General features: G+C 42.2%; 15 protein-coding genes, 11 tRNA genes and 3 rRNA genes. 7 read left to right on the top strand and 22 right to left on the bottom strand.

Going from position 1 to position 24506, the window contains the following annotated elements; all coding sequences use genetic code 11:
- Window positions 1-683: 683 nt before the first annotated feature.
- From glmS to ACKXGF_RS01090, 12 genes are all read right to left on the bottom strand, one after another.
- Window positions 684-2486: a glutamine--fructose-6-phosphate transaminase (isomerizing) gene (gene glmS, locus ACKXGF_RS01145; RefSeq protein WP_411954488.1), complete on the bottom strand. Its 1803-nt coding sequence runs from the start codon at window positions 2484-2486 to the stop codon at window positions 684-686.
- Between the two features lie 436 nt (window positions 2487-2922).
- The gene (gene glmM, locus ACKXGF_RS01140) at window positions 2923-4278 is read right to left on the bottom strand and encodes a phosphoglucosamine mutase (RefSeq protein WP_411954487.1); all 1356 of its coding nucleotides are present in this window, start codon (window positions 4276-4278) and stop codon (window positions 2923-2925) included.
- A 47-nt stretch (window positions 4279-4325) separates the two neighbouring features.
- Window positions 4326-5570: a YbbR-like domain-containing protein gene (locus ACKXGF_RS01135; RefSeq protein WP_411954486.1), complete on the bottom strand. Its 1245-nt coding sequence runs from the start codon at window positions 5568-5570 to the stop codon at window positions 4326-4328.
- Entirely contained in the window at window positions 5563-6384 is an 822-nt protein-coding gene (gene cdaA, locus ACKXGF_RS01130) for a diadenylate cyclase CdaA (protein ID WP_411954485.1), read from the bottom strand. The genes ACKXGF_RS01135 and cdaA overlap by 8 nt, the downstream gene beginning before the upstream one ends.
- A gap of 254 nt (window positions 6385-6638) precedes the next feature.
- On the bottom strand, window positions 6639-7541 hold the full coding sequence (rocF, locus tag ACKXGF_RS01125; protein ID WP_411954484.1) for an arginase: 903 nt from the start codon (window positions 7539-7541) through the stop codon (window positions 6639-6641).
- A 289-nt stretch (window positions 7542-7830) separates the two neighbouring features.
- A tRNA-Ala gene (locus ACKXGF_RS01120) sits at window positions 7831-7906 on the bottom strand.
- 28 nt (window positions 7907-7934) lie between these two features.
- Window positions 7935-8007: transfer RNA gene (locus ACKXGF_RS01115), tRNA-Lys, on the bottom strand.
- A 9-nt stretch (window positions 8008-8016) separates the two neighbouring features.
- Window positions 8017-8091: transfer RNA gene (locus ACKXGF_RS01110), tRNA-Gln, on the bottom strand.
- Between the two features lie 5 nt (window positions 8092-8096).
- Window positions 8097-8182: transfer RNA gene (locus ACKXGF_RS01105), tRNA-Tyr, on the bottom strand.
- 6 nt (window positions 8183-8188) lie between these two features.
- A tRNA-Thr gene (locus ACKXGF_RS01100) sits at window positions 8189-8265 on the bottom strand.
- Window positions 8266-8274: 9 nt separating this feature from the next.
- Window positions 8275-8350 (bottom strand) — tRNA-Val (locus ACKXGF_RS01095).
- Window positions 8351-8380: 30 nt separating this feature from the next.
- Window positions 8381-8452: transfer RNA gene (locus ACKXGF_RS01090), tRNA-Glu, on the bottom strand.
- A gap of 335 nt (window positions 8453-8787) precedes the next feature.
- On the opposite strand from ACKXGF_RS01090, the gene ACKXGF_RS01085 reads away from it, so the two are divergent.
- The 5 genes from ACKXGF_RS01085 to sph all read left to right on the top strand — a co-directional run bounded on the left by ACKXGF_RS01085 (window position 8788) and on the right by sph (window position 14390).
- Complete coding sequence (locus ACKXGF_RS01085) at window positions 8788-9552, top strand: HAD-IA family hydrolase (RefSeq protein WP_167264271.1); 765 nt, start codon at window positions 8788-8790, stop codon at window positions 9550-9552.
- A 21-nt stretch (window positions 9553-9573) separates the two neighbouring features.
- Complete coding sequence (locus ACKXGF_RS01080) at window positions 9574-10563, top strand: ABC transporter substrate-binding protein (protein ID WP_167264269.1); 990 nt, start codon at window positions 9574-9576, stop codon at window positions 10561-10563.
- A gap of 70 nt (window positions 10564-10633) precedes the next feature.
- Complete coding sequence (locus ACKXGF_RS01075; RefSeq protein WP_167264267.1) at window positions 10634-12316, top strand: ABC transporter permease; 1683 nt, start codon at window positions 10634-10636, stop codon at window positions 12314-12316.
- A gap of 29 nt (window positions 12317-12345) precedes the next feature.
- A complete protein-coding gene (locus ACKXGF_RS01070) occupies window positions 12346-13410 on the top strand; it encodes an ABC transporter ATP-binding protein (RefSeq protein WP_411954483.1) in 1065 nt (354 codons plus the stop codon).
- Between the two features lie 2 nt (window positions 13411-13412).
- Window positions 13413-14390, top strand: coding sequence for a sphingomyelin phosphodiesterase (gene sph, locus ACKXGF_RS01065; protein ID WP_411954482.1), 978 nt, complete (start codon window positions 13413-13415; stop codon window positions 14388-14390).
- Between the two features lie 120 nt (window positions 14391-14510).
- Here sph and ACKXGF_RS01060 read toward each other — a convergent pair.
- The 8 genes from ACKXGF_RS01060 to ACKXGF_RS01025 all read right to left on the bottom strand — a co-directional run bounded on the left by ACKXGF_RS01060 (window position 14511) and on the right by ACKXGF_RS01025 (window position 20403).
- Window positions 14511-14586 (bottom strand) — tRNA-Thr (locus ACKXGF_RS01060).
- Window positions 14587-14604: 18 nt separating this feature from the next.
- A tRNA-Asn gene (locus ACKXGF_RS01055) sits at window positions 14605-14679 on the bottom strand.
- A 77-nt stretch (window positions 14680-14756) separates the two neighbouring features.
- Window positions 14757-14872, bottom strand: a 5S ribosomal RNA gene (gene rrf / locus ACKXGF_RS01050).
- A gap of 92 nt (window positions 14873-14964) precedes the next feature.
- Window positions 14965-17894 (bottom strand): 23S ribosomal RNA (locus tag ACKXGF_RS01045).
- Between the two features lie 151 nt (window positions 17895-18045).
- Window positions 18046-18121: transfer RNA gene (locus ACKXGF_RS01040), tRNA-Ala, on the bottom strand.
- 15 nt (window positions 18122-18136) lie between these two features.
- Window positions 18137-18213, bottom strand: a tRNA-Ile gene (locus tag ACKXGF_RS01035).
- An 80-nt stretch (window positions 18214-18293) separates the two neighbouring features.
- Window positions 18294-19858, bottom strand: a 16S ribosomal RNA gene (locus tag ACKXGF_RS01030).
- Together the 16S, 23S and 5S rRNA genes with 4 tRNA genes alongside form the textbook arrangement of a ribosomal RNA operon.
- A 296-nt stretch (window positions 19859-20154) precedes the next feature.
- Entirely contained in the window at window positions 20155-20403 is a 249-nt protein-coding gene (locus ACKXGF_RS01025) for a hypothetical protein (RefSeq protein ID WP_411954481.1), read from the bottom strand.
- Window positions 20404-20552: 149 nt separating this feature from the next.
- On the opposite strand from ACKXGF_RS01025, the gene ACKXGF_RS01020 reads away from it, so the two are divergent.
- Window positions 20553-21311 carry a polysaccharide deacetylase family protein gene (locus tag ACKXGF_RS01020; protein WP_411954480.1) on the top strand — a complete coding sequence of 253 codons (759 nt, stop codon included), beginning with the start codon at window positions 20553-20555 and terminating at the stop codon, window positions 21309-21311.
- Here ACKXGF_RS01020 and ACKXGF_RS01015 read toward each other — a convergent pair whose 3' ends face one another.
- The gene (locus ACKXGF_RS01015) at window positions 21312-21935 is read right to left on the bottom strand and encodes a KinB-signaling pathway activation protein (protein ID WP_411954479.1); all 624 of its coding nucleotides are present in this window, start codon (window positions 21933-21935) and stop codon (window positions 21312-21314) included.
- A gap of 142 nt (window positions 21936-22077) precedes the next feature.
- Between ACKXGF_RS01015 and gerD the strand changes: the two genes are divergently transcribed.
- Window positions 22078-22722, top strand: coding sequence for a spore germination lipoprotein GerD (gerD, locus tag ACKXGF_RS01010; RefSeq protein ID WP_411954478.1), 645 nt, complete (start codon window positions 22078-22080; stop codon window positions 22720-22722).
- 87 nt (window positions 22723-22809) lie between these two features.
- On the opposite strand, the gene ltrA is transcribed toward gerD, so the two are convergent.
- Window positions 22810-24171, bottom strand: coding sequence for a group II intron reverse transcriptase/maturase (gene ltrA, locus ACKXGF_RS01005; RefSeq protein ID WP_411954141.1), 1362 nt, complete (start codon window positions 24169-24171; stop codon window positions 22810-22812).
- Window positions 24172-24506 lie beyond the last annotated feature (335 nt).

The following is a 24506-nucleotide window of genomic DNA, read 5'->3' as shown; positions in this document are numbered from 1 at the left end:
CATTATTTTGATGCTAAAAAAAGAACTAACATCGTCTGTTATAACGACATCAGCTCTTCCTTTGATCCTGCTTTTACCTGCAGATCTCTATTCTCTTCTATTAAGTTTCAGTGTTGGGGAGACAAATATTGTGCCTTTGAAACTCAAATTTACCACGCCCAAATCACCCTTAAACCCTCACCACAACAGCCCTCAACCCTATTTTGTCTAATTTCCGATTTAACTCAAACTTACCACAAAATCGCCGATTTTTCGTGTCGAAACCTGTCGAGTAAGTAGGCTGAAATGGAACTCAAAGTTACCAGAAGTAGATGAGTAGAGGGCAGAGTGAAAAGGGCGTAAGGGATGAATAGGAATAGGTAATTAGGAAGCCGGAGGGCTTATGAGATCAAAGGAGAAAAGGATGCTGAGGGATTTGTTGAAGGCGGCTTGAGATTAGACATGACAAGGGGTGAAGCAGTTGAGATGATCTCTTGAGATGAAGCGGGAGAGAAGACAAAAAAAGAACTGACATCGTCTGTTACAACGACATCAGCTCTTCCTGTTTTCCTGCTCTATACTTGTTCTTACCCGCGGGCTTCTACTCTCATCTGGTAAGTTTCAGTTTCACGAAGTAAATTTGAGTTCCAAATGGTAAGTTTGAGTTTTGGGGAGACAAATATAGTCTCTCCATCAATCACTTACTACTCCACCGTCACACTTTTCGCTAAGTTACGTGGTTTATCCACGTCGCAGTCACGGTGTAATGCTGCGTAATACGAAATCAATTGCATTGGTAACACCGACACAAGTGGTGCTAATAGTGGATGCACGGTTGGAATGGAGAATGCATCGCCTTCACGGGTTAAGTGTTCTGGGCTAATGATGCATGCATTCGCGCCACGTGCCACGACTTCTTGTACGTTGGAACGGATTGAGCCGTCGACGTGTTCTTGTGTCGCAAGCGCAATGACGGGGGTTCCGTCTTCAATAAGAGCAATCGTACCGTGTTTGAGCTCGCCACCTGCGAAACCTTCTGCTTGAATATAAGAGATTTCTTTTAGTTTTAATGCGCCTTCTAATCCGACAAAGTAGTCTAAGCCACGTCCGATAAAGAAGCAGTTGCGCGTTGTTGATAAATAATCGCGTGCAATCTGGTCGAATTCTTCTTTCTGATCGCATAAAGCTTCCATCGCATTACCGACAATGCCAAGTTCTTTCAATGGATCGAAGTCGAGCGTTAGACCTTTCGCACGTGCTGTATCAACGGCTAGGATCGCTAAAACGGCCATCTGTGCTGTATAAGCTTTCGTTGATGCGACGGCAATTTCAGGTCCTGCGTGTAAATGTAACGTGTAATCTGATTCACGAGAAAGGGTTGATCCTGGTACGTTGGTCATCGTCAGTGCGGGATGACCTAAACGATTTGTTTCAACTAAAACTGAACGTAAGTCAGCCGTTTCACCACTTTGTGAAATGAACACAAATAATGGTTTTTCAGATAATAATGGCATATTGTAAGAGAATTCACTGGCAATATGCACTTCAGTTGGCACTTGCGCAATCTTCTCTAAAAATTCTTTACCGATTAAACCTGCGTGATAACTCGTACCTGCTGCAATAATATAAACACGATCACTGTTAGCCATCGCTTGGCGTACGTCTTCTTCTAGTTTAATCTCATCGTTATCATCTTGATATTCTTGAATGATTTTACGCATTGCAAAAGGCTGTTCATCAATTTCTTTTAACATGAAATGTGGGTACGTCCCTTTTTCAATGTCGCTTGCATCAATTTGAGCCGTAAATGGATCGCGTTCAACTGTTGTCCCGTCAAGCTTCTGGATTTCAACATTGTCTTGTTTGACAAGCACAACTTCACCGTCCATAAGCTCAACAAATTGATCCGTTACTTGTAGCATAGCCATAGAGTCACTTGCTACGACGTTAAAGTCATCGCCTAAGCCGACAAGTAGTGGGCTTTTGTTCTTAGCAACGAAGACAACTTCTGGTTGATCACGGTCTAAGACAGCTAGCGCATAAGAACCATGTAATAAGCTAATTGTTTTACGGAATGCTTCAAGCGCATCGCCTAATTCATTCGCGAACTTTTCGATTAACTGAACAATAATTTCAGTATCTGTTTCACTCACAAAGTTCACATCAGCTAAGTAGTCACGTTTCAGTTCTTCAAAGTTTTCGATTACACCATTATGAACTAACGTGAAACGACCTGACGTGCTTTGGTGAGGGTGAGCGTTTGTCGTACTTGGCTCACCATGGGTTGCCCAACGTGTATGGCCAATCCCGATATTCGCTTTAACGGATTCATCAACTTCATTACGTAAATTCGCGATTCGTCCTTTAACCTTAAATAAGTTCGTATCTGCTTCATCACGCACTGCAATCCCTGCTGAATCATACCCGCGATATTCTAACTTTTCTAATCCCGTTAATAAAATTTCCTTTGAATCTTCTTGGCCAATATAGCCTACAATTCCGCACATACTGTGTATCCTCCTATAGATGAAAGAGGCAAACAACAGCATCCTTCTTGTTAGGGGCAGTCGTTTGCCCCTTTCTCGTGTTTTGTTTTGGGCATCTTGTATAGCGTGGTTGTGCATAGAGTCGCCTCTATGTTTTCACGATATACATGTCAGTTGAGATGCAGCAACTGGGAGGCATCCGCCGAACACTCGATTGAACCTCCACCTCGTCAACTATTCCTTATTAAGCGGTCAAAGAAATAGCCCTGGCGCTTTAAGTTAAATTCGTTTCCCTGCTAAGCTCCTTTCTCTATTTGACTCATGGGTCGACAACAGCGACCACTCAATATTTTACTCATTGAATGGCATAAGGTCAATCATCTTGGCGCTTTTTATAACCTTATGTCATAAAATAGGCATAAGGAATGAACGCGTCACTCCTTATGCTTGTGATATTTTATGCATCTTTTAAACCATATGTTTCATCAATCACCTTCGCGACTTCAGAAACATACTTTTCACATTCTTCTTTGGTAGGGGCTTCAACCATGACACGGACGACTGGCTCAGTTCCGGATGGTCTTACGAGCACGCGACCTTTATCACCCAGTTCAGATTCAACACGGTCGATTGCTTCTTGTACAGTTTGATTAACTTGCACTTCCTGCTTATTAATCACGCGCACATTCTGCATCACCTGTGGGAATTTCTCCATTTCATCAGCCAGTGATGACAATGAACGGTCTGTTTCACGCATCGCATTAAGTAATTGCAGAGCCGTTAACATGCCATCGCCTGTAGTATTATAATCTAGGAAAATAATATGACCTGACTGCTCGCCACCTAAATTAAAATCACGTTCGAGCATTTTTTCCATCACATAACGGTCGCCAACTGACGTTTTCACGGTATCGATTCCTATTTCATCAAACTGACGATATAAACCGATGTTACTCATAATCGTTGTAACAACAGTGTCTTGTTTTAAACGACCCGCTTTCTTTAAGAATTGCCCGCAAATATACATGATTTTATCGCCATCAATGATATTGCCTTTTTCATCTACAGCAATAAGGCGGTCACCATCACCATCGAAAGCTAATCCAACATCCGCTTCTTCATCAATTACAGCCTGACGTAAGTTTTCTGGACTTGTTGATCCATAGCCGTTATTAATATTCGTACCATCTGGTTGTGAACCAATTGTAATCACATCGGCTTCTAAATCAGCGAATAAATGGTTCGCATGTGATGATGTTGCACCATGAGCACAATCAAGCACAATTTTCATACCATCGAAGTCAGTATCAATGGTCTGTTTAAGATGTTGTAAATACTTCTGTCCTGCTTCAAAATAATTCATCGGTTGACCGACATGAACACCTGTTGGGCGTGGCAGTCCATCGTCTTCAGCATCTAATATCGCTTCGATTTCTTTCTCTTGTGCATCATTTAATTTAAAACCATTTTCACTAAAGAATTTAATTCCGTTATCTTCAACTGGATTGTGTGAAGCTGAAATCATAACACCTGCATGTGCTCCTGATGCTTTTGTTAAATAAGCGACACCTGGCGTTGAAATCACACCAAGTCGCATGACATCGACGCCAACTGATAAAATACCAGCAATCAAGGCACTTTCTAACATTTCACTTGAAATTCGCGGATCACGTCCGACGAGTAACTTCGCTTTCTCTGTTGCACTCTTCGTTAGGTGATAAGCACCACATCGACCGAGTTTAAAGGCTAATTCCGGTGTTAATTCTGTATTGGCAACGCCACGAACACCGTCAGTACCAAAATATTTTCCCATTTCTTTCCGCTCCTTTATTTCATCAATCAACGAGATCTTTACGTATATTATTCAACTCTTACTCTTACACGTTCTTGATCTGAAGACAATGTCACACCATTTGGACCTTCAAATTGTACATCCGCATAAAATTCACCTTCAACTTGCCCTTCAACATCAATCCAGATGCGAATATCTTCACGGCTTAAGTTTGACAGGGTTTCCTCTGTTCCAGTCAATTGAACATCCATAATAGGTTCATCATTCGGTTCAATAAACGTAATTTCACCGTCTTCAGCTAAGTTTTCGACTTCGAGTTCAACATCCTCGATTGTATCTTCTACAGCTTCTTCAACTTCTATTTCAGCTTCAACCGTTTCAGGTTCAATCCGATTAACATCTGATGGCGTTGATAAATCAACTTCCATTGTCGTTGACTCACTAACTTCTGATAAATCAATATTCACAGGCTCAAGCTGATTAATTTCGTCTAAACGATCAATACTGCCATAAAGCGTTGCTGAAGATGGGTTCAGACTTATATCTTGCAAGACGAGATCTTCATCAAGTTCACCTGTCGTTTCATGTGTTACTGGATAACGTTTATCAGTGACTGAGACGTCAGCTGTTATATCCACTGACGAAGGATCAACATACACATTTAACTCATTACCTTCACTATCATAAACCCGTACAGGCGCTCCATTAACTTCACCGCTTTGAGCAAGCTCAGGCAAACTCACAATCGCTTTAACCATTGAGACTTCCTCAATTTCTGTAGTGGACCCTGTAATCTCAACTTCTCCAGGTGACAATTGTGGTTCACTTGCGAAGACATCATTTGGATCTAATGAATCATCCCCAACTAAATCAACTTCAATTGGAAATGTTTCTGTCGCCCGATCCTCTATTGTCACGTTAACCTGATTAGGATCAACTAATACCGATAATTGTGACGAAATCCCCTCATGGGCGACATCAACCTGATGTTCACCTTCACCTAAGTTATTTAAATCCACTGATACATCAAAGTTCTGCTGACGAACAGTTTGTGTAATCACACTTCGTGGCCCTTCAACGGTTACATCAACTGTATCTGGCACGCCTCTTACGACGTATTCATCATCTTGCTCTAAATCCACTTGAAGTGGCACTTCTTCCATCGTTTGCGTAACAGTCGAACCTGAAGGCAAGAAAGTATCGCTAGAACGAGAGGTGTTGGCATCATCAATGGCAACGGTTGTGTATAATAATATCGCTAAAAACAATGAAACAATTCTCGTAACCCAAGGACTTTTTAACCAATTATCCATTTCGCTTCGCCCTCCAACTCAATGCCTTTGATGTCCCATTTTGTTCAGATGGACTTAACTCTTTCATCAACAGTTGCCTTAATCCGTCCTCATCTAATTTGCGATATAACTCACCGTTCTTAGTCGCTGAAATATTACCAGTCTCTTCGGACACAATAATAGTTAACGCATCTGTCACCTCACTGACACCCATTGCCGCTCTGTGCCTAGTACCTAACTCTTTCGATATAAATGGACTTTCACTTAATGGTAAATAACAAGCAGCCGCAACGATTTCATTCTGACTAATTACCACTGCCCCATCGTGTAAAGGCGCATTAGGAATGAAAATATTCGTTAAGAGCTCACTTGATAATTGGCCATTTACATTAATACCTGTCTCAACATATTCACTAAGGCCTGTCTCACGTTCGATAGATATTAACGCCCCTATTCGTCGCTTACTCATATAATTACATGACTTTACGATCGAATCGATAGCTTCATAAACAGACTTCTCCTCGGAATTAGAGTTCCGCGCAAAGAAACTTCCCCGTCCAAGCTGCTCCAAGGCACGACGAATCTCTGGTTGGAAAAGAATAATCACAGCTAAAAAGCCCCAAGTAATAGCTTGGTAAACAAGCCATTGCACCGTTTTTAGCTCTAAGATTGAACTAAAGAACCAAATCCCTAGTACAACAAAAATCCCTTTTAGCAACTGAACCGCTTTTGTGCCCCGAATTACCGAGAACAATTTATTGATTACAAACCATACAAGCGCTATATCGACGACAATCCGTAACACTTGTAGGAAATCGAGCTCTTCCCACGACATGTTGACACTTCCTTCACGCACTATTTTCTCTCTAGATATAACCAATCATAAACAAGCTATATTCCAATCATTCCGCAACTTATGTATCCAAAACTTCCCTATAACATAATGTCTCAAATTTCAATTGATTTTATTATATCATAAATTGTTACAACTGAAACGGATGAAGCTAACCAAATTGCATGTTTTGTCAATTTATGAATAAAAAAACTATACTTATCATCCTAAATGACAAGTATAGTTTAACAAAAACATTAACAATACTTTTCCCCAAAGAAAGCTGCAATCATGTCCCTTGCAATCTCTGCGGTTTGATTTCCTTTATCAAGTAGAGGGTTTACCTCAACCACTTCCATGGAGGTTAGTAATTGTGCGTCATGTAACATAGACATGGCTAAATGTGTCTCACGATAAGTCGGCCCACCACTAACTGGCGTACCCGTTCCTGGCGTATATGTAGGGTCAATCCCATCTACATCTAAGCTTAAGTGAATACCATCTACACGTTCATGTAAGTATTCAATAGCATCTTCCATCACTCGCGTTATTCCATCTTTTTCGAGGTCATGCATGGTATAAACTTTAATCCCTAAATCTTGGATTAATTCTCGCTCACCTTGATCAACTGACCTCGCACCAATAATCACCGTTTTCTCTGGCTTTATTTTAGACCGCTTCTCATGAATATCCGTTAACTCATCATGACCGATCCCTAAACTAGCGGCCAAGGACATACCGTGGATATTTCCAGACGGTGATGTGTCACCACTATTTAAATCAGCATGAGCATCAAACCAGATCACGCCAAGCTTATCATAAAAATGATGGAGCCCTGCTATCGTACCAATCGCAATACTATGATCACCACCTAATACAAGTGGAAAGTCACCTTTCTTTTTGACATCATATACATAATCAGCAATTAACTGATTGTTTTTTGCGATAATCGGTAAATTTCTTAAGTTCGTTTTTGGATCAACATGATGACTGCGCTCATTAGTGACTGGTACATCACCATAATCACTTATTGTTAAATTTAAGTCAGTTAAACGATCGACCAAACCAGCATAACGAATCGATTGAGGACCCAAATCAACACCATCTTTTGGTTGTGCTACGGTTATTGGTGCGCCTAAAATACCTATTCTACTGTTCATATCGTTTTCCTCCTTCGATTTTGCCTCCATTCATTTTATAAGCCAAAACAAAATGGTTCAACGAGACAAAAACTTGAATAAATATGCATGATGACAGGGTTTTAAAACTTTACTTATTAACTGACTCTCAGAATATACAAATCTCTATACAACATTCATTAGGTGATCACTCAACCCCAACTACTATTAAGCTTCACCAAAGACTGATGAACTTGCATCACAATCTATAACAATTTAACCCAAATAAAAAAGTCGCTCCCCGACAGAGAACAACTTTAGCTAAAAGATATGGTGGAGCCTAGCGGGATCGAACCGCTGACCTCCTGCGTGCAAAGCAGGCGCTCTCCCAGCTGAGCTAAGGCCCCTAATATCCAATATAATATGTAATTAAAATGAGCCATGGTGGATTCGAACCACCGACCCTCTGATTAAAAGTCAGATGCTCTGCCAGCTGAGCTAATGGCTCATATTTAAATGGCTGGGCCAGTAGGATTCGAACCTACGCATGACGGCACCAAAAGCCGTTGCCTTACCGCTTGGCCATGGCCCAATAAGTGGTGGAGGGGGACGGATTCGAACCGCCGAACTCGGAGAGAGCGGATTTACAGTCCGCCGCGTTTGGCCAACTTCGCTACCCCTCCAAACAATGGTGCCGGCCGAGAGACTCGAACTCCCAACCTACTGATTACAAGTCAGTTGCTCTGCCAGATTGAGCTAGGCCGGCTTATTAAGATGGTGGAGGATGGTGGGCTCGAACCACCGACCCCTTGCTTGTAAGGCAAGTGCTCTCCCAACTGAGCTAATCCTCCGAAACACAGTTTGTGCAAAAATATGTATGATGACCCGTACGGGATTCGAACCCGTGTTACTGCCGTGAAAGGGCAGTGTCTTAACCACTTGACCAACGGGCCGTGTGTTAGTTTCACGTCTTTACGTGAAAAGGACAAGTATTATTATAGCGACTACCTAAAACATTGTAAAGGGAAAAAAGAAATTTTAAACTTTCAGAATTGTAATTACAATACCTTTCCCTATCCATAAACCCAACAATACTATTTTCAAAAAGCGATTTTTTCTAAAATCTTCTAACCCCGCTCATCACTGAGGTTACGTTTATTTATCTTCACAAAAAATTCATAACTGATTTGACAATATTCACAATTCTTATTAATCTATTAAGCAACGTTAAGTTTATTAATTTTGTTAAATTTAAATTTAACGTTTTGCTATTTCAAAAAATGAGGAGGTGACAACCATCACAATTATTACCGTAGAGGGAAAGCGTTTTGATACCGAAGCTATATTATTTGATAAAGACGGCACACTCATTAATTTTTATTCTATATGGGGGGTTTGGGGCGACTTATTAACTAAAGAAATTGCCATTCAGATTCCTGAAACAATTAATTATGACCCCCACCATGCTTGTGAACGTATAGGTCTTGATATAGTGAACCAAACTTGGGATCCAGTCGGTCCGTTAGCAATCGGTAACCCTGATGAGTCAGCCACCATACTAACTCATTACTTATATCAACTTGGGATCCCATGGGATGAAGCTGTTACATACCTCACTAAAAGCCTAGAAAACATTGAATCTACTATTGATTGGAAACAATATATTAAACCCATTGATGGATTAATTGAATTTATCAATGAAGCCTATCAACAACAGATCAAAATGGCAGTGGTTACAGCTGATTCCACTCAAAATGCTTTATATCATTTACAGTTACTCGGAATTGATCACTATTTCAATACTGTTATTGGCTTTGATTCTGTAACAAATGGCAAGCCATTTCCGGAAATGGCTCAAACAGCTTGTCAACGTTTATTAGTCTCACCACAACAAACAATTTTATTTGGTGATTCTAATGGAGACATGACTTTAGCTAAAAACGCTAAGTTAAAAGCCGGAATTGGAATTGCACAAAAGAGTATTGATAACGCTTTCTATTTACGCGATACCAACCTCGTGATCCAAGATTATCGAGGGTGTTATATAAATTAATCAAAAAGGGAGAGAGTTTACATGAAGAAAACCATCATGTTATTGGTTTTAATGACAACAATGGTCATCATTACAGCTTGTGGGGAATCAGGTTCAAGCGATGAACCGTTACAAGTTTATACTCACAATGATTCTGAAGAGATGGATGCAATGGTAGAAAATATCGAAGAAAATACTGGAGTCCAACTAGACGTGCTGCGTTTATCAAGTGGTGAAGGTTGGAGCCGTATTGAAGCTGAAGCCCCAGAAATTGGTGCTGATATGCAAATCGGTATGCTTCACGGATTCGGTATGAAAGCTGAAGAAGAAGGCTATTTATTACCATATGAATCAGAACAATGGGAAGATGTGCCTGACAAGTTTAAACAAGAAGATGGCGAATGGTATGGGACTTCTTTCTGGTATAACATGATTGCTGTCAATGAAGAGATTATCGAAGACAAAGGACTCGACGTCCCTCAATCTTGGGAGGATTTATTAGACCCTCAATATGAAGGTGAAATTGCACTACCGGATCCAGGCACATCAGGTACAGCATTCTTAATCGTTTCAACAATTATGCAACAAATGGGCGAAGAAGAAGGCTGGGATTACTTTGAACAATTAGATAAAAATGTTGGGCAATATACTAAATCTGGTTCAGCACCTGCCCAATTAGTTGCTCAAGGTGAGTATGCTATTGGGGTATCTTGGGACCAAGCTGTCCTTGACTACATTGATGAGGGCTATCCAATTAAAAGTGTCATGCCTGAAGAAGGTGTAGGTTACAGTTTAGATGTTGCTTGGATCTTCGAAAACACGGATCAACCTGAAAAAGCAAAAGAAGTCATGGACTACTTAGGTTCACAAGACTTCATGGAATTATCTGCTGAGTATCGTTCTATGGTAACTAAGCCTGGCATTACAGATGACTCAAATGTTTCCGACAATTTCATTGATTATGACGCGCAGTGGGATGCGGATAATCGTGATCGTATCATGGAAGAATGGCAGAATAAATTTTCTAACTAATGAAGAGATTGGCCAGCGTCACCATGCGCTGGCCTCTCCATATTTATTGAATAAAGCTGAGGTGATCTAATTGACTACTGAAACAACTAGAACCACGAAGAGTAAAAAACTCGTGTCTGAATTTCGCCAATTTTTGTCTGAACCTTGGTTTGCGATCCTAACGACGATCTTAGCTGCAGCAATTCTATTGTTTATCGTAATCCCTGTGTTCGCTGTTTTCTTTAAAAGTTTTGGTATAGGATCAGGAGGATTTACATTTGAGTATTACAAAGAATTCTTCGCAAGATCTTATTACCTTAATTCATTGTTAAATAGCTTAGGAGCCGCGATTATTTCAACCATTGTGGTTGTTTTATTAAGTGTAAGTATCTCATTATATGTTACACGATCAACATCTTTTTTATCTAAGTTCTATCGTGGCGCCGCTTTATTACCACTAGTTGCCCCACCTTTTATCTTTTCATTGTCTTTAATTATATTATTAGGGCGTAATGGTGTCGTCACTTCTCTGCTCAATGATGCCTTTGGGTTAGAATTTAGTATTTACGGATTCTGGGGCGTCGTCTTAGCACAAATACTGGGTTACTTCCCTATTGGCTACATGTTAGTTGAGAGTACGATGCGTAATATGAGCCCTAGTTTAGAGAACGCATCAAGAGACCTTGGTGCAAATCAGTCCAAAACATTAAGAAAGATCACACTACCCCTCTCCCAATCCGGGATTACGAAAGCTGGGTTATTAGTGTTTGTCATGGCTTTGGCTGATTTTTCAAACCCCTTGATTATCGGTGGTGGCGAAACATTTATTGCAGCTGAAGCTTACCTACTCGTTGTAGGACAACAAAACTTAGAACAGGCAGCTGTTCTCGGCGTTTTCCTTATTATACCGAGTTTAATCGTATTTATATTCCAAACTTATGTCATGAAAGATTCAGGATTAGAGACGATCAGTGGCGAGTCAGGCGCAAGTAATGCACCCCTGACTAAGCGGGTTAAATCGGTTGTTATGACGATTAACACATTGTTTGTGTCTTTTATCGTACTCATGTTCATTATGGTCGTTCTTGGAGCATTTGTGAAAATCATTGGTATTGATAATAGCTTTACACTAGAGCACTTCCAAAGTCGAAACGGCTGGGATTCCTTATACACCAGTATAATCGTATCGTTCTTAGCGGCTATCTTAGCGGCCACAATTGGAATGCTACAAGGTTATCTATTTGCGCGAAAACCGATTCCAGGAAAAAAAGCATTAGAATTCTTAACCTTGTTTGGTCTAGCAGTCCCAGGTACAGTTATGGGTATTGGTTATGTACTTATATTCAACGGCTCTCCTTTTTTCTTAACAGGTACCGTACTATTAATCGTCCTTAACATGACATTCAGAAAAATTGGTGTTGGTCTTGAAGCTAGTATTAGTAAAATGCACCAAATTGATTCATCCATGGAAGAAGCATCGAACGACCTAGGTGCAGGACCATATCGTACATTTGGTAAAGTCGTTGTTCCTCTATTAAGTCCAGCGTTCATAGCAGGATTTGTTTATACATTTATGACAGCGATGGTATCGATTAGTTCTGTTATCTTTTTAATTGCACCAGGAACAAACTTAGCAGCTGTTCACATATTAAATCTAGCTGAACAAGCTCAAATTGGTATGGCCTCCGCCATGTCATTTGTGTTAATTGTTATTGTTTTATCTTGTATGGGACTACTTAAGTATATTGAGAAAAAAACAGGGGTCAGCATATAGAACACAGTTTAATTAAGGAGTGAAATAACTTGAGCGGACAAGAACAGTTTTTACAATTAAGCCACCTCTATAAGTTTTTTGATGATGTTACAGCAGTTAATGACATCTCTATTGATATTGAACAAGGTGAACTTATTTCATTTATCGGGCCTAGTGGTTGTGGTAAAACAACATTATTAAGAATGATTGGTGGCTTCCATAATCAAGATAAAGGCTCGATCACCCTTGATAATCAATCAATTGATCATTTACCTCCTGAAAACCGTCCAACAGGAATGGTATTTCAAAACTATGCCCTATTCCCACATATGTCTGTTTATAAAAATGTGGAGTATGGTCTTAAAATTGAAAAAGTACCAAAACAAGAGCGTGATAGTCGTATTAAAGAAGCTTTAAAGCAAGTACAATTAGAAGGCTATGAAAATAGACAGCCTAGTGAATTAAGTGGTGGGCAACAACAACGAGTAGCAATAGCCCGTTGTTTGGTACTTCAACCTAAAGTGTTACTGCTTGATGAACCTTTATCTAATTTAGACGCTAATTTACGTATGATCATGCGGGAAGAAATTCGGCGGTTAAAAGATGAATTAAACTTAACGATTATTTTCGTCACTCATGATCAGGAAGAAGCATTGAGTATTTCAGATCGTGTCATCGTCTTGAAAGATGGAACCGCGCAACAACTCGATCGACCAGATAATATCTATAATGAACCAAGCAATGAATTTGTTGCCAACTTTGTCGGTCACGCTAATATTTTGGAAGGAAAGATTACAATCGAAAATGAACAATCCTATTTCGTTACCCCTTCTTTCCAATTCCGAATAGTGCATCCGAATAACATAGATCATGACCAACAATTAAAAGCAGTCATTCGTCCTGAAAAAATTAAGATCAACCCAAATGGTGACTTTGAAGGGGTCGTTAATCGAATTATATATAACGGCAATTTCACACGTTATTTCGTATTAATCAAGGATACTGAGATAATTGTTGACGATTTTAATGCACATGGCTTGGGAGAGTATAAGCGTAACGATTCCATTACAATCAGTTTCCCTGAAACTCCCCATTTCATCCATAAGGAGGTATAAACATGAAATTGTTTAAAATGACGATGATCATTTTAGCTATGAGCTTATTATTTAACAGTACTCTACTCACAGCAGAAACAACTAATCAGAATTCGTATGATACGAACCTAGACATTGTTGCATATAATGTTTATTTAATGTCTAGCACCGTAGAGCCTAATTGGGGCCAAGACCAACGAGCTAACTTGATAAGTGAAGCGGAATTTATGAAGAATCAAGACATAGTGGTACTCAACGAATTGTTTGATAATAATGCTTCAGACCAATTATTAAACCAATTAAGTAACCAGTACCCTTATCAAACACCCATATTAGGTAGCACGACAAACAACTGGGATGAAACACGTGGTAGCTACTCTTATATCACACCAGAAAGTGGTGGTGTATCAGTCTTAAGTAAGTGGCCCATTGAAGAAAAGATACAGCATGTTTTTGATGATGCATGCGGACCGGAAAGCTTAAGTAATAAAGGATTTGTTTACACAAAAATTCTAAAAAATGAAGACCCTTATCATGTGATTGGAACACATCTTCAATCTACTGATTCTAATTGTTCGGAGGGTGAGCCAGAAGAAGTAAGAACGGCTCAAATGCAAGAAATAAAAGACTTTATCGAATCTAAAAATATTCCTGAATCAGAAATGCTTATTATTAGTGGAGACTTAAACGTCAAGAAAAGCTCTGAAGAATACAATTCAATGATCAATCAATTAAATGTAAAAGAACCGACGTACACAGGGTTTGATGCCACATGGGACCCAGAAAGTAATTCGATTGCTGAATATAATTATCCTGAATTAGACTCACAATTTCTGGATTATATATTCACGTCAAATAATCATGCACAACCGAACTCTTTAACTGTAGAAGCTAAAAATATTAAGTCACCATTATGGTCTGTGTCTTCTTGGGGAACAACTTATGAATATAATGATTACTCTGATCATTATCCAGTCTTCGGTTCAATTCAAAATAATTAAAAGTTTTAAAGTCAGCCTATTCAAATTAATAGGTTGACTTTTTTCTCTACTATAATGAAACCAATACAAAAAAAGAACACCGATTAAGTGCCCTCATAAGTTTACATATCTATATTGGATTGGAGCTTCCAAGCGGACTCGAACCGCTGACCCCTTCCTTACCATGGAAGTGCTCTACCGGCTGAGCTATGGAAGCGCATAGAAAACAAAAAAATGGCTCCAGCGGCAGGATTCGAACCTGCGACCAATCGGTTAACAGCCGATTGCTCTACCTCTGAGCTACGCTGGAATATAATGAAGTATTATTAAGCTAATTGTCATTATAACAAACATAATCTTATTTGCAACTAATAAGAAAAATAAGTTGCCCGGCGGCGTCCTACTCTCGCAGGGGAAGAACCCCAACTACCATCGGCGCTAGAGAGCTTAACTGCTGTGTTCGGCATGGGAACAGGTGTGACCTCTCTGCCATAACCACCGGACTTCATTTCTTTGTATGACATTGAAGGTGAAGTACCTTCAAAACTAGATAAGATCGATGATACCGCGCAACGTCGACCAGGCGTCTTAACCGTTAGTTAAGTCCTCGATCGATTAGTATCCGTCAGCTCCACGTGTCACCACGCTTCCACCTCGGACCTATCAACCTCATCGTCTCTGAGGGATCTTACTTGCTCGAGGCAATGGGAAATCTCATCTTGAGGGGGGCTTCATGCTTAGATGCTTTCAGCACTTATCCCGACCACACGTAGCTACCCAGCAGTGCTCCTGGTGGAACAACTGGTACACCAGCGGTGTGTCCATCCCGGTCCTCTCGTACTAAGGACAGCTCCTCTCAAATTTCCAACGCCCACGACAGATAGGGACCGAACTGTCTCACGACGTTCTGAACCCAGCTCGCGTACCGCTTTAATGGGCGAACAGCCCAACCCTTGGGACCGACTACAGCCCCAGGATGCGATGAGCCGACATCGAGGTGCCAAACCTCCCCGTCGATGTGGACTCTTGGGGGAGATAAGCCTGTTATCCCCGGGGTAGCTTTTATCCGTTGAGCGACGGCCCTTCCATGCGGAACCGCCGGATCACTAAGCCCGACTTTCGTCCCTGCTCGACTTGTAAGTCTCGCAGTCAAGCTCCCTTCTGCCTTTACACTCTGCGAATGATTTCCAACCATTCTGAGGGAACCTTTGGGCGCCTCCGTTACTCTTTGGGAGGCGACCGCCCCAGTCAAACTGCCCACCTGACACTGTCTCCGAACCGGATCACGGCTCGGGGTTAGAATGTCCGTACAGCCAGGGTGGTATCCCACCGGCGCCTCCGCCGAAGCTTGCGCTCCGGCATCTTAGGCTCCCACCTATCCTGTACAAGCTGTACCAACATTCAATATCAGGCTACAGTAAAGCTCCACGGGGTCTTTCCGTCTTGTCGCGGGTAATGCGCATTTTCACGCATAGTATAATTTCACCGGGTCTCTCGTTGAGACAGTGCCCAAGTCGTTGCACCTTTCGTGCGGGTCGGAACTTACCCGACAAGGAATTTCGCTACCTTAGGACCGTTATAGTTACGGCCGCCGTTTACTGGGGCTTCGGTTCAACGCTTTGTCCCAAAGGACGAACGCATCCCCTTAACCTTCCAGCACCGGGCAGGTGTCAGCCCCTATACTTCGCCTTACGGCTTCGCAGAGACCTGTGTTTTTGATAAACAGTCGCTTGGGCCTTTTCACTGCGGCTCCCTAGGCCGTAGCCTAGATGAGCACCCCTTCTCCCGAGGTTACGGGGTCATTTTGCCGAGTTCCTTAACGAGAGTTCTCCCGATCACCTTAGGATACTCTCCTCGCCTACCTGTGTCGGTTTGCGGTACGGGCACCTCTTTCCTCACTAGAGGCTTTTCTAGGCAGTGTGAAATCCGGGACTTCGGTACTTATGTTCCCTCCCCATCACAGATCATGCGTCCGATGGACGGATTTGCCTATCCATCACACTCTCTGCTTGGGCGTGCACATCCGGTGGCACGCTTCCCTTATCCTCCTGCGTCTCCCCGTCGTTCGAACGGAAAGGAGGTGGTACAGGAATTTCAACCTGTTGGCCATCGCCTACGCCTTTCGGCCTCGGCTTAGGTCCCGACTTACCCTGAGCGGACGAGCCTTCCTCAGGAAACCTTAGGCTTACGGTGAAGAAGATTCTCACTTCTTTTTCGCTACTCATACCGGCATTCTCACTTCTAAGCGCTCCACCAGTCCTCACGGTCTGACTTCTAAGCCCTTAGAACGCTCTCCTACCATTGTCCTGCGGACAATCCGCAGCTTCGGTGATGTGTTTAGCCCCGGTAAATTTTCGGCGCAACGTCACTCGACCAGTGAGCTATTACGCACTCTTTAAATGATAGCTGCTTCTAAGCTAACATCCTGGTTGTCTGAGCAACGTCACATCCTTTCCCACTTAACACATACTTAGGGACCTTAGCTGGCGGTCTGGGCTGTTTCCCTTTCGACTATGAACCTTATCACCCATAGTCTGACTCCCAACGGTAAGTCATTGGCATTCGGAGTTTGACTGAATTCGGTAACCCGATAGGGGCCCCTAGTCCAATCAGTGCTCTACCTCCAAGACTCGCTACGTTGAGGCTAGCCCTAAAGCTATTTCGGAGAGAACCAGCTATCTCTGTGTTCGATTGGCATTTCACCGCTACCCACACCTCATCCCCGCATTTTTCAACATACGTGGGTTCGGGCCTCCAGTCAGTGTTACCTGACCTTCACCCTGGACATGGGTAGATCACACAGTTTCGGGTCTACGATGACGAACTAATGCGCCCTGTTCAGACTCGCTTTCGCTGCGGCTCCAGATCTGCTCTTTAACCTTGCTCGTCCTCGTAACTCGCCGGTTCATTCTACAAAAGGCACGCCGTCACCCATTAACGGGCTTCGACTACTTGTAGGCACACGGTTTCAGGTTCTATTTCACTCCCCTTCCGGGGTGCTTTTCACCTTTCCCTCACGGTACTGGTTCACTATCGGTCACTAGGGAGTATTTAGCCTTGGGAGATGGTCCTCCCGGATTCCGACGGAATAACACGTGTTCCGTCGTACTCAGGATCCACGCCGGAGGATACACCGTTTCGATTACCGGGCTTTTACCGTCTCTGGCGAACCGTTCCAGGTTGCTTCATCTACCGTGTATCTTGATCACTCCGTTTGGCGTGTCCTATAACCCCAAGACGCATGCGCCTTGGTTTGGGCTGTTTCCGTTTCGCTCGCCGCTACTCAGGAAATCGCGGTTGCTTTCTCTTCCTTCAGGTACTGAGATGTTTCAGTTCCCTGAGTTGTCTTCCATGACCTATGTATTCAGCCATGGATACGACCCCATTACGGGTCGTGGGTTTCCCCATTCGGACATCCCCGGGTCGACGCTTACTTACTGCTCGCCGAGGCATATCGGTGTTTGTCCCGTCCTTCTTCGACTCCTAGTGCCAAGGCATCCACCGTGCGCCCTTGTTCACTTAACTAACTCTTAACTCCATGGCGAACCATCAAGTTATGCGTGAAAAGACGCTTGTGTCTTTACTTGCTTTTCGATGCTTTGGTATCTCATCTTATCTAGTTTTCAAGGTACTTAATTAAAAAAGTGTTATATTAAGTAATATAACATGATTAAAATGGTGGAGCCTAGCGGGATCGAACCGCTGACCTCCTGCGTGCAAAGCAGGCGCTCTCCCAGCTGAGCTAAGGCCCCGTGTATAGTTTAAGATGGTGGGCCTGAGTGGACTTGAACCACCGACCTCACGCTTATCAGGCGTGCGCTCTAACCGACTGAGCTACAGGCCCATCTTAAATTGATTAAGATTGATAGATTTCAATCCTTCAAAACTAAACAAAATAGCACTGTCGCCTCCTATATTCCTTAGAAAGGAGGTGATCCAGCCGCACCTTCCGATACGGCTACCTTGTTACGACTTCACCCCAATCATTGGCCCCACCTTCGGCGGCTGGCTCCGTGAAGGTTACCCCACCGACTTCGGGTGTTGCCAACTCTCGTGGTGTGACGGGCGGTGTGTACAAGGCCTGGGAACGTATTCACCGCGGCATTCTGATCCGCGATTACTAGCGATTCCGGCTTCATGCAGGCGAGTTGCAGCCTACAATCCGAACTGAGAATGGCTTTATGGGATTAGCTCGACCTCGCGGTTTGGCTTCCCTTTGTACCATCCATTGTAGCACGTGTGTAGCCCAGGTCATAAGGGGCATGATGATTTGACGTCATCCCCGCCTTCCTCCGGTTTGTCACCGGCAGTCATCCTAGAGTGCCCAACTGAATGCTGGCAACTAAGATCAGGGGTTGCGCTCGTTACGGGACTTAACCCAACATCTCACGACACGAGCTGACGACAACCATGCACCACCTGTCATTCGGTCCCCGAAGGGAAGACCCAATCTCTTGGGCTGTCCGAAGATGTCAAGACCTGGTAAGGTTCTTCGCGTTGCGTCGAATTAAACCACATGCTCCACCGCTTGTGCAGGCCCCCGTCAATTCCTTTGAGTTTCAGCCTTGCGGCCGTACTCCCCAGGCGGAGTGCTTATTGCGTTAACTGCAGCACTAAGGGTTGGACCCCCTAACACCTAGCACTCAACGTTTACGGCATGGACTACCAGGGTATCTAATCCTGTTCGCTACCCATGCTTTCGCGCCTCAGCGTCAGTTACAGACCAGAGAGCCGCCTTCGCCACTGGTGTTCCTCCACATATCTACGCATTTCACCGCTACACGTGGAATTCCGCTCTCCTCTTCTGTCCTCAAGTTCCCCAGTTTCCAATGGCCCTCCACAGTTGAGCTGTGGCCTTTCACATCAGACTTAAGGAACCGCCTGCGCGCGCTTTACGCCCAATAATTCCGGACAACGCTTGCCCCCTACGTATTACCGCGGCTGCTGGCACGTAGTTAGCCGGGGCTTTCTGGTGAGGTACCGTCAAGGTGCCGCCCTATTCGAACGGCACTTGTTCTTCCCTCACAACAGAGCTTTACGATCCGAAGACCTTCATCGCTCACGCGGCGTTGCACCGTCAGACTTGCGTCCATTGCGGATGATTCCCTACTGCTGCCTCCCGTAGGAGTCTGGGCCGTGTCTCAGTCCCAGTGTGGCCGATCACCCTCTCAGGTCGGCTACGCATCGTCGCCTTGGTGAGCCGTTACCTCACCAACTAACTAATGCGCCGCGGGCCCATCTGTGAGTGATAGCTAGAAGCCATCTTTGATCATCGAACCATGCGGTTCGATGCGTTATCCGGTATTAGCCCCGGTTTCCCGGAGTTATCCCCGTCTCACAGGTAGGTTGCCCACGTGTTACTCACCCGTCCGCCGCTCGTTCCACGAGCGTCCACCCCGAAGGGCTTCAGCTCGCTTCCCGCGCTCGACTTGCATGTATTAGGCACGCCGCCAGCGTTCGTCCTGAGCCAGGATCAAACTCTCCAATTAAAGTGTTTGATTTGGCTTATTGTTTCTTAATTTCGTCTCCGCTTTCTTCCTATTAACAAATAAGAAGAAAATCGAATTGACGACAGGCTATTTTGTTTAGTTTTCAAGGTTCGAAATGGTTTGTCGTTTTTTCGCGACAAGAATTAATATAGCACAATTTCAAATGGGGTGTCAACAAATGAATAACAATTTGTTTTCCGAATCCTAAAAATGAATTTGTGTGATTAATCGTCTCGTTTCGACGACAAAAATAAATATATCACATGCTTATGTCGACATCAATAGGTTTTTTAAATTTATTTCACATCAAACAAATTTTTATGTGGAACGTACTTCAAACACTCTTTTTGTGTCGCAAAACGCTTATAAATATTAAACAATAACGTATACCTCTCTTTAATCGCCTCTTGCACATTTTCATCAAGATCATGATAGCTAAAATCATACAACAACTCATCCATTTCCCGCTTCAACAGATATCCCAATTCCATTTGTTCTGATTCATTCACCAGTAATCCAATCATCATTTCACTTCCATTCTTCAATAAGTCACCATCATTTTCCCCTTTTTACCAGGGATTATGTATAATCACCATTCTAAAACTATGCAATTGCTCATATATATATTTCAGAATTATTTATAAGCTAACGGTAGACAACCCTCCAAATCCAAAGAATAAAGGTTGGATCATTTATGTATAAAACGATTAATTGGACAAGTTGGAAAAAGTGGTGTGTGTTAATGGTCGTCATTATCCTAGCGATCACATCATGGCAGTTCATGGCTAAACAAACGTTGTTAGTCAATCAAACACAGACTGCTCCGTCTGGCGCAATTACTAATGCCGAAGAAGATAAACAAGAAATCGCTTTAACATTTAATGTTTCTTGGGGAGATGATGTGATCATTGATATTCTCGATGTTTTACAAGAAACAGAAGTTAAAGCAACCTTTTTCATTAATGGAGAATGGGCACTTCGAGAAGAAGAATTAGCTGAATTAATCGTGGAAGAACAACACGAAGTCGGGTTATTGGGTTATAGCCTTGAACGGTATGCAGATCAACCTAAAGACGTTATTATAGAAGACCTCGAAAATGGAGAAACGATCGTCCATAACTTAGGTTTCGAACCATTACGATTCGTTCGTCCGCCTGAACATGAATATCACGATAACGTGAATAGCATAGTAACAGAACAGGGCTATGACATGATCTTTTGGAGCGTTTATGCTCATATCGAAAAAAATAGCGAGGTTAATGACGTAGTTGAAAAATTAAACTCGACCATTAGTGCAGGGGATATCGTTCTCTTCTTTGCGCAAGATAATTTAAAACAAACACCAGAAATATTAGAACAAGTCATTAAGCAGAAAAAAAGAGAGGGATACCAGTTTGTTTCAACAACAGAATTACTTTCCCCTGCTGATGTAAAACTGACCCCTCTCGACTAATTATGCTTTTTGATTAGTACCTGCATCTTCCGGGTTAGTAAAACCTACAATCCGGTGCAACTTAAGTAACTGATAGGTGTTACAAGCTAATAAAGGCACCACCATGAGTACAAGCCACTCAGGATCGCCTGTACGTAACGTTGGAATCCATTCAATGGTTGTTACTACAATCATGAAAAATAAAGCTGGTAAAAAGGCACGCGGATGCGTTTCTCTAGCCTTAATTTTAGCAATGGCATAGGCGAATACAGATAATAAAACAGGTGCAATAAAGTAAGGCCATAATCCTTCAGGCCCTGCATCCTGATGATATCTTAAATACACTAATTCAAATAAAGTGAATAAAATCAAGATAACTTGAGCGTGTTTCCAAAAGTATCCGAAGAAACCTTTACCGAATTGATGCAAGGTTAAATATGCGAAAAAGCCCATTTGTGCAATCACACTATAAACAAGTCCATAACCTGAGTACCATAAGATCACACCTAATAACTCCCATGCATTAAAAGGGTCCAAAAAAGGTGCGTAAACGTGGGTTGATACAATAAAGCTTGTCACAACAGTTGTTACGGCACCGATCACTAATAATGTTAAGAAAAATTTAATCCAAACACGTATTGTCACTGTTTTTCCTCCTACGATCTATAAATCCAGTCCACTCGTATTTTACCATGCTTTAGCTATTTTTGCCTTCTTTAAATATGTATATTTTTTCACAACCGCTTCATATTAAGAGTATAAATTGACATCTAGAGGAGCATCCATGATGGCTAAACCAATTATATACATGGTCGTAATCGTCATGTTATTAGCAAGTTGTAGTGGCGGAAGTAATAGTGAACAATCATCCCCTGATTACGAAAAAACAAAAAAGATGGTTACGGATATCTTAAAAACGGACGATGGTAAAAAAGCACTTCAAGAAGCATTAAAAGACGAATCATTAAAACAAGAAATAGTTCTACAATCTGATGAAGTTAACAAAGCTGTTGAATCGATGTTTTCAGGTGATAAAGGGAAAAAGTTCTGGAGTGAATTATTTAATGACCCTTCCTTCGTCCAAAGTTATGTTGAGGCAACAAGGAAACAAGATCAAGAACTTCTTAAAGGATTAATGAGTGATTCTGAATACCAAAATAAAATGATTAGTCTCTTTCAAAACGAAGAGGCTAGGAAAATGATTCTACAGATATTGAAAAGCCAAGATTATAAAAGTCATTTAGAAAAAACCATTCAGGAAACGTTAAACAACCCTGTATTTAAAGCCCAAATGACTGAATCCTTAATCAAAGCCGCAGAAGAAATGGAAAGTGGTCAAGGACAGTCTAAGAGTGAAGGTGAAGTGAATAAACAAAACAACAAAGAATCTTCTGGTGGTGGAGGCGGAGGACAAGGTTCCTCTGGAGGCTAACACCATAATCGAGTAGGAGGAGGTGATTAACCTCCGACCTCTCACACCACCGTACGTACGGTTCCGTATACGGCGGTTCAATTTTATTTAAACACGTACTTTCTTATAATGTTGTGCAGAGGAGACTAGCCCGAATTGGGCTAGTCTCTTGTTGGTTATTGTGGTTGTAAGAATCCAGGAGTAAGCGGTGCGAACCGCACCTTTACTTGTATAGCTGTTTCTGTAAGCATTGTATTTACTCATGCCTAATTTAATTAGATTCTTTCTCCTGTTCTTAGGTGTTTTCCACTTTGTCCATATGCACGCTCTTAGGCGAATCCTCGTATGGGAGTCAACACGGTCCAAAAGGCTTTTCATATAACCTATCCTAAAGTAATTAACCCAACCTCTTATGAGTTGGTTAATCCGTTCCACTTGATACTTCGTATCAACACTCCAATTTCTTTTGGTTAACTGTTTCAGTTTATATTTGAACGTTTCGATGGATGTCTGATGTGGCTTTGCTTTATACTCATGACTTTGGTAATCTATAAAGAAGCCAAAACCAAGAAACTTCAAATCAGGGTTATTGGGTTTGGTTACTTTTGATTTCGTTGTGTTGACGGTCAGGCCAAGCTTCTCTTCGATAAATGTTGATACCGAGCGCATAACGCGATTCGCGGACATCTCGCTTTTGACCATAATGATACAATCATCAGCGTATCTAACGAAGCGAAGGCCTCGATTGTCGAGTTCTTGGTCTAACTCGTTCAACATAATGTTACTTAACAACGGGGATAGATTGCCACCTTGTGGTGTTCCTATGATGGTCTCCTTATACCCTTCATCTAATTGCACCCCACTTACTAGAAATTTTCTAATGAGTGAGATCACATCGCCATCTTTCACCGTTCTCGAAATAAGGTTCATAAGACGGTCATGATTGACCGTATCAAAGAAACGTTCAAGGTCTATATCCACCACCCATTCGTAACCTTCATTCATAAATTCAAGTGACTGACGTATCGCCATTTCAGCGTTTCGTCCTGGTCTAAACCCATAACTATGTTCATGAAATTGTGGGTTAAACTTGGAAGTTAGAACTTGTGTTATTGCTTGTTGAATAACCCGATCAACCACAGTTGGAATGCCTAGTAGGCGAACTCCCCCATTATCTTTAGGAATCTCAACCCTTTTGACTGGTGCTGGTTGATACTCTCTTCGTTTGATTTGGCGGATGATATTCTTTTGATTTTCCACCATATATGATGGCAACTCTTGAATCGTCATGCCATCCACACCAGCAGCACCTTTGTTTTTAATGACGCGTTTTTGTGCCTCGTCAAGATTATCTTTCCTAAGAATCAAGTCCAACAGTTTTTCATCGTACATGCTTGTTACTTCCTTTCTTTCTCGTAAAGATGGTATCCACTTTAACGCGGTATGCCAGTGGTCTTTTTCCTCTTCCAATCGAGATTTCCGTAACCATAAAATTGTTCAGCCCTTCGCTCTTTCTAACTTTCGTTAGATGTCTTCACTACTACGGCTTCAGCTGACTTCTCATCATCCAAACTTATATCACTACAAGTCTTTGATGTAGATAATGAGACCTCCCTGGTTAAGGTGCGAGCTCTTTCTCTCCATCTATCTGCTATATTTACACCGCATGATATGAGTAGTTATAGGACTTCAACTTCTTTAGCAGTCTTATCCTCATACGTTGCCTCTTATATAGTTTCTATTCGTCAGACCAGAGATTTGTCTAGGGCTTCCTTCAGATTCCATGTCACCATGGACACCCTTGC

The sequence above is a fragment of the Alkalibacillus sp. S2W genome (genome assembly GCF_046764385.1).
Lineage (GTDB): Bacteria > Bacillota > Bacilli > Bacillales > Alkalibacillaceae > Alkalibacillus > Alkalibacillus almallahensis.
This window is presented reverse-complemented; position numbering and strand designations above follow the sequence as displayed.

Coding starts and splice junctions, on each gene's coding strand:
- glmS (WP_411954488.1), bottom strand. CDS start 2,486: ATGTGCGGAATTGTAGGCTATATTGGCCAAGAAGATTCAAAGGAAATT.
- glmM (WP_411954487.1), bottom strand. CDS start 4,278: ATGGGAAAATATTTTGGTACTGACGGTGTTCGTGGCGTTGCCAATACA.
- ACKXGF_RS01135 (WP_411954486.1), bottom strand. CDS start 5,570: ATGGATAATTGGTTAAAAAGTCCTTGGGTTACGAGAATTGTTTCATTG.
- cdaA (WP_411954485.1), bottom strand. CDS start 6,384: ATGTCGTGGGAAGAGCTCGATTTCCTACAAGTGTTACGGATTGTCGTC.
- rocF (WP_411954484.1), bottom strand. CDS start 7,541: ATGAACAGTAGAATAGGTATTTTAGGCGCACCAATAACCGTAGCACAA.
- ACKXGF_RS01080 (WP_167264269.1), top strand. CDS start 9,574: ATGAAGAAAACCATCATGTTATTGGTTTTAATGACAACAATGGTCATC.
- sph (WP_411954482.1), top strand. CDS start 13,413: ATGAAATTGTTTAAAATGACGATGATCATTTTAGCTATGAGCTTATTA.
- ACKXGF_RS01020 (WP_411954480.1), top strand. CDS start 20,553: ATGTATAAAACGATTAATTGGACAAGTTGGAAAAAGTGGTGTGTGTTA.
- gerD (WP_411954478.1), top strand. CDS start 22,078: ATGGCTAAACCAATTATATACATGGTCGTAATCGTCATGTTATTAGCA.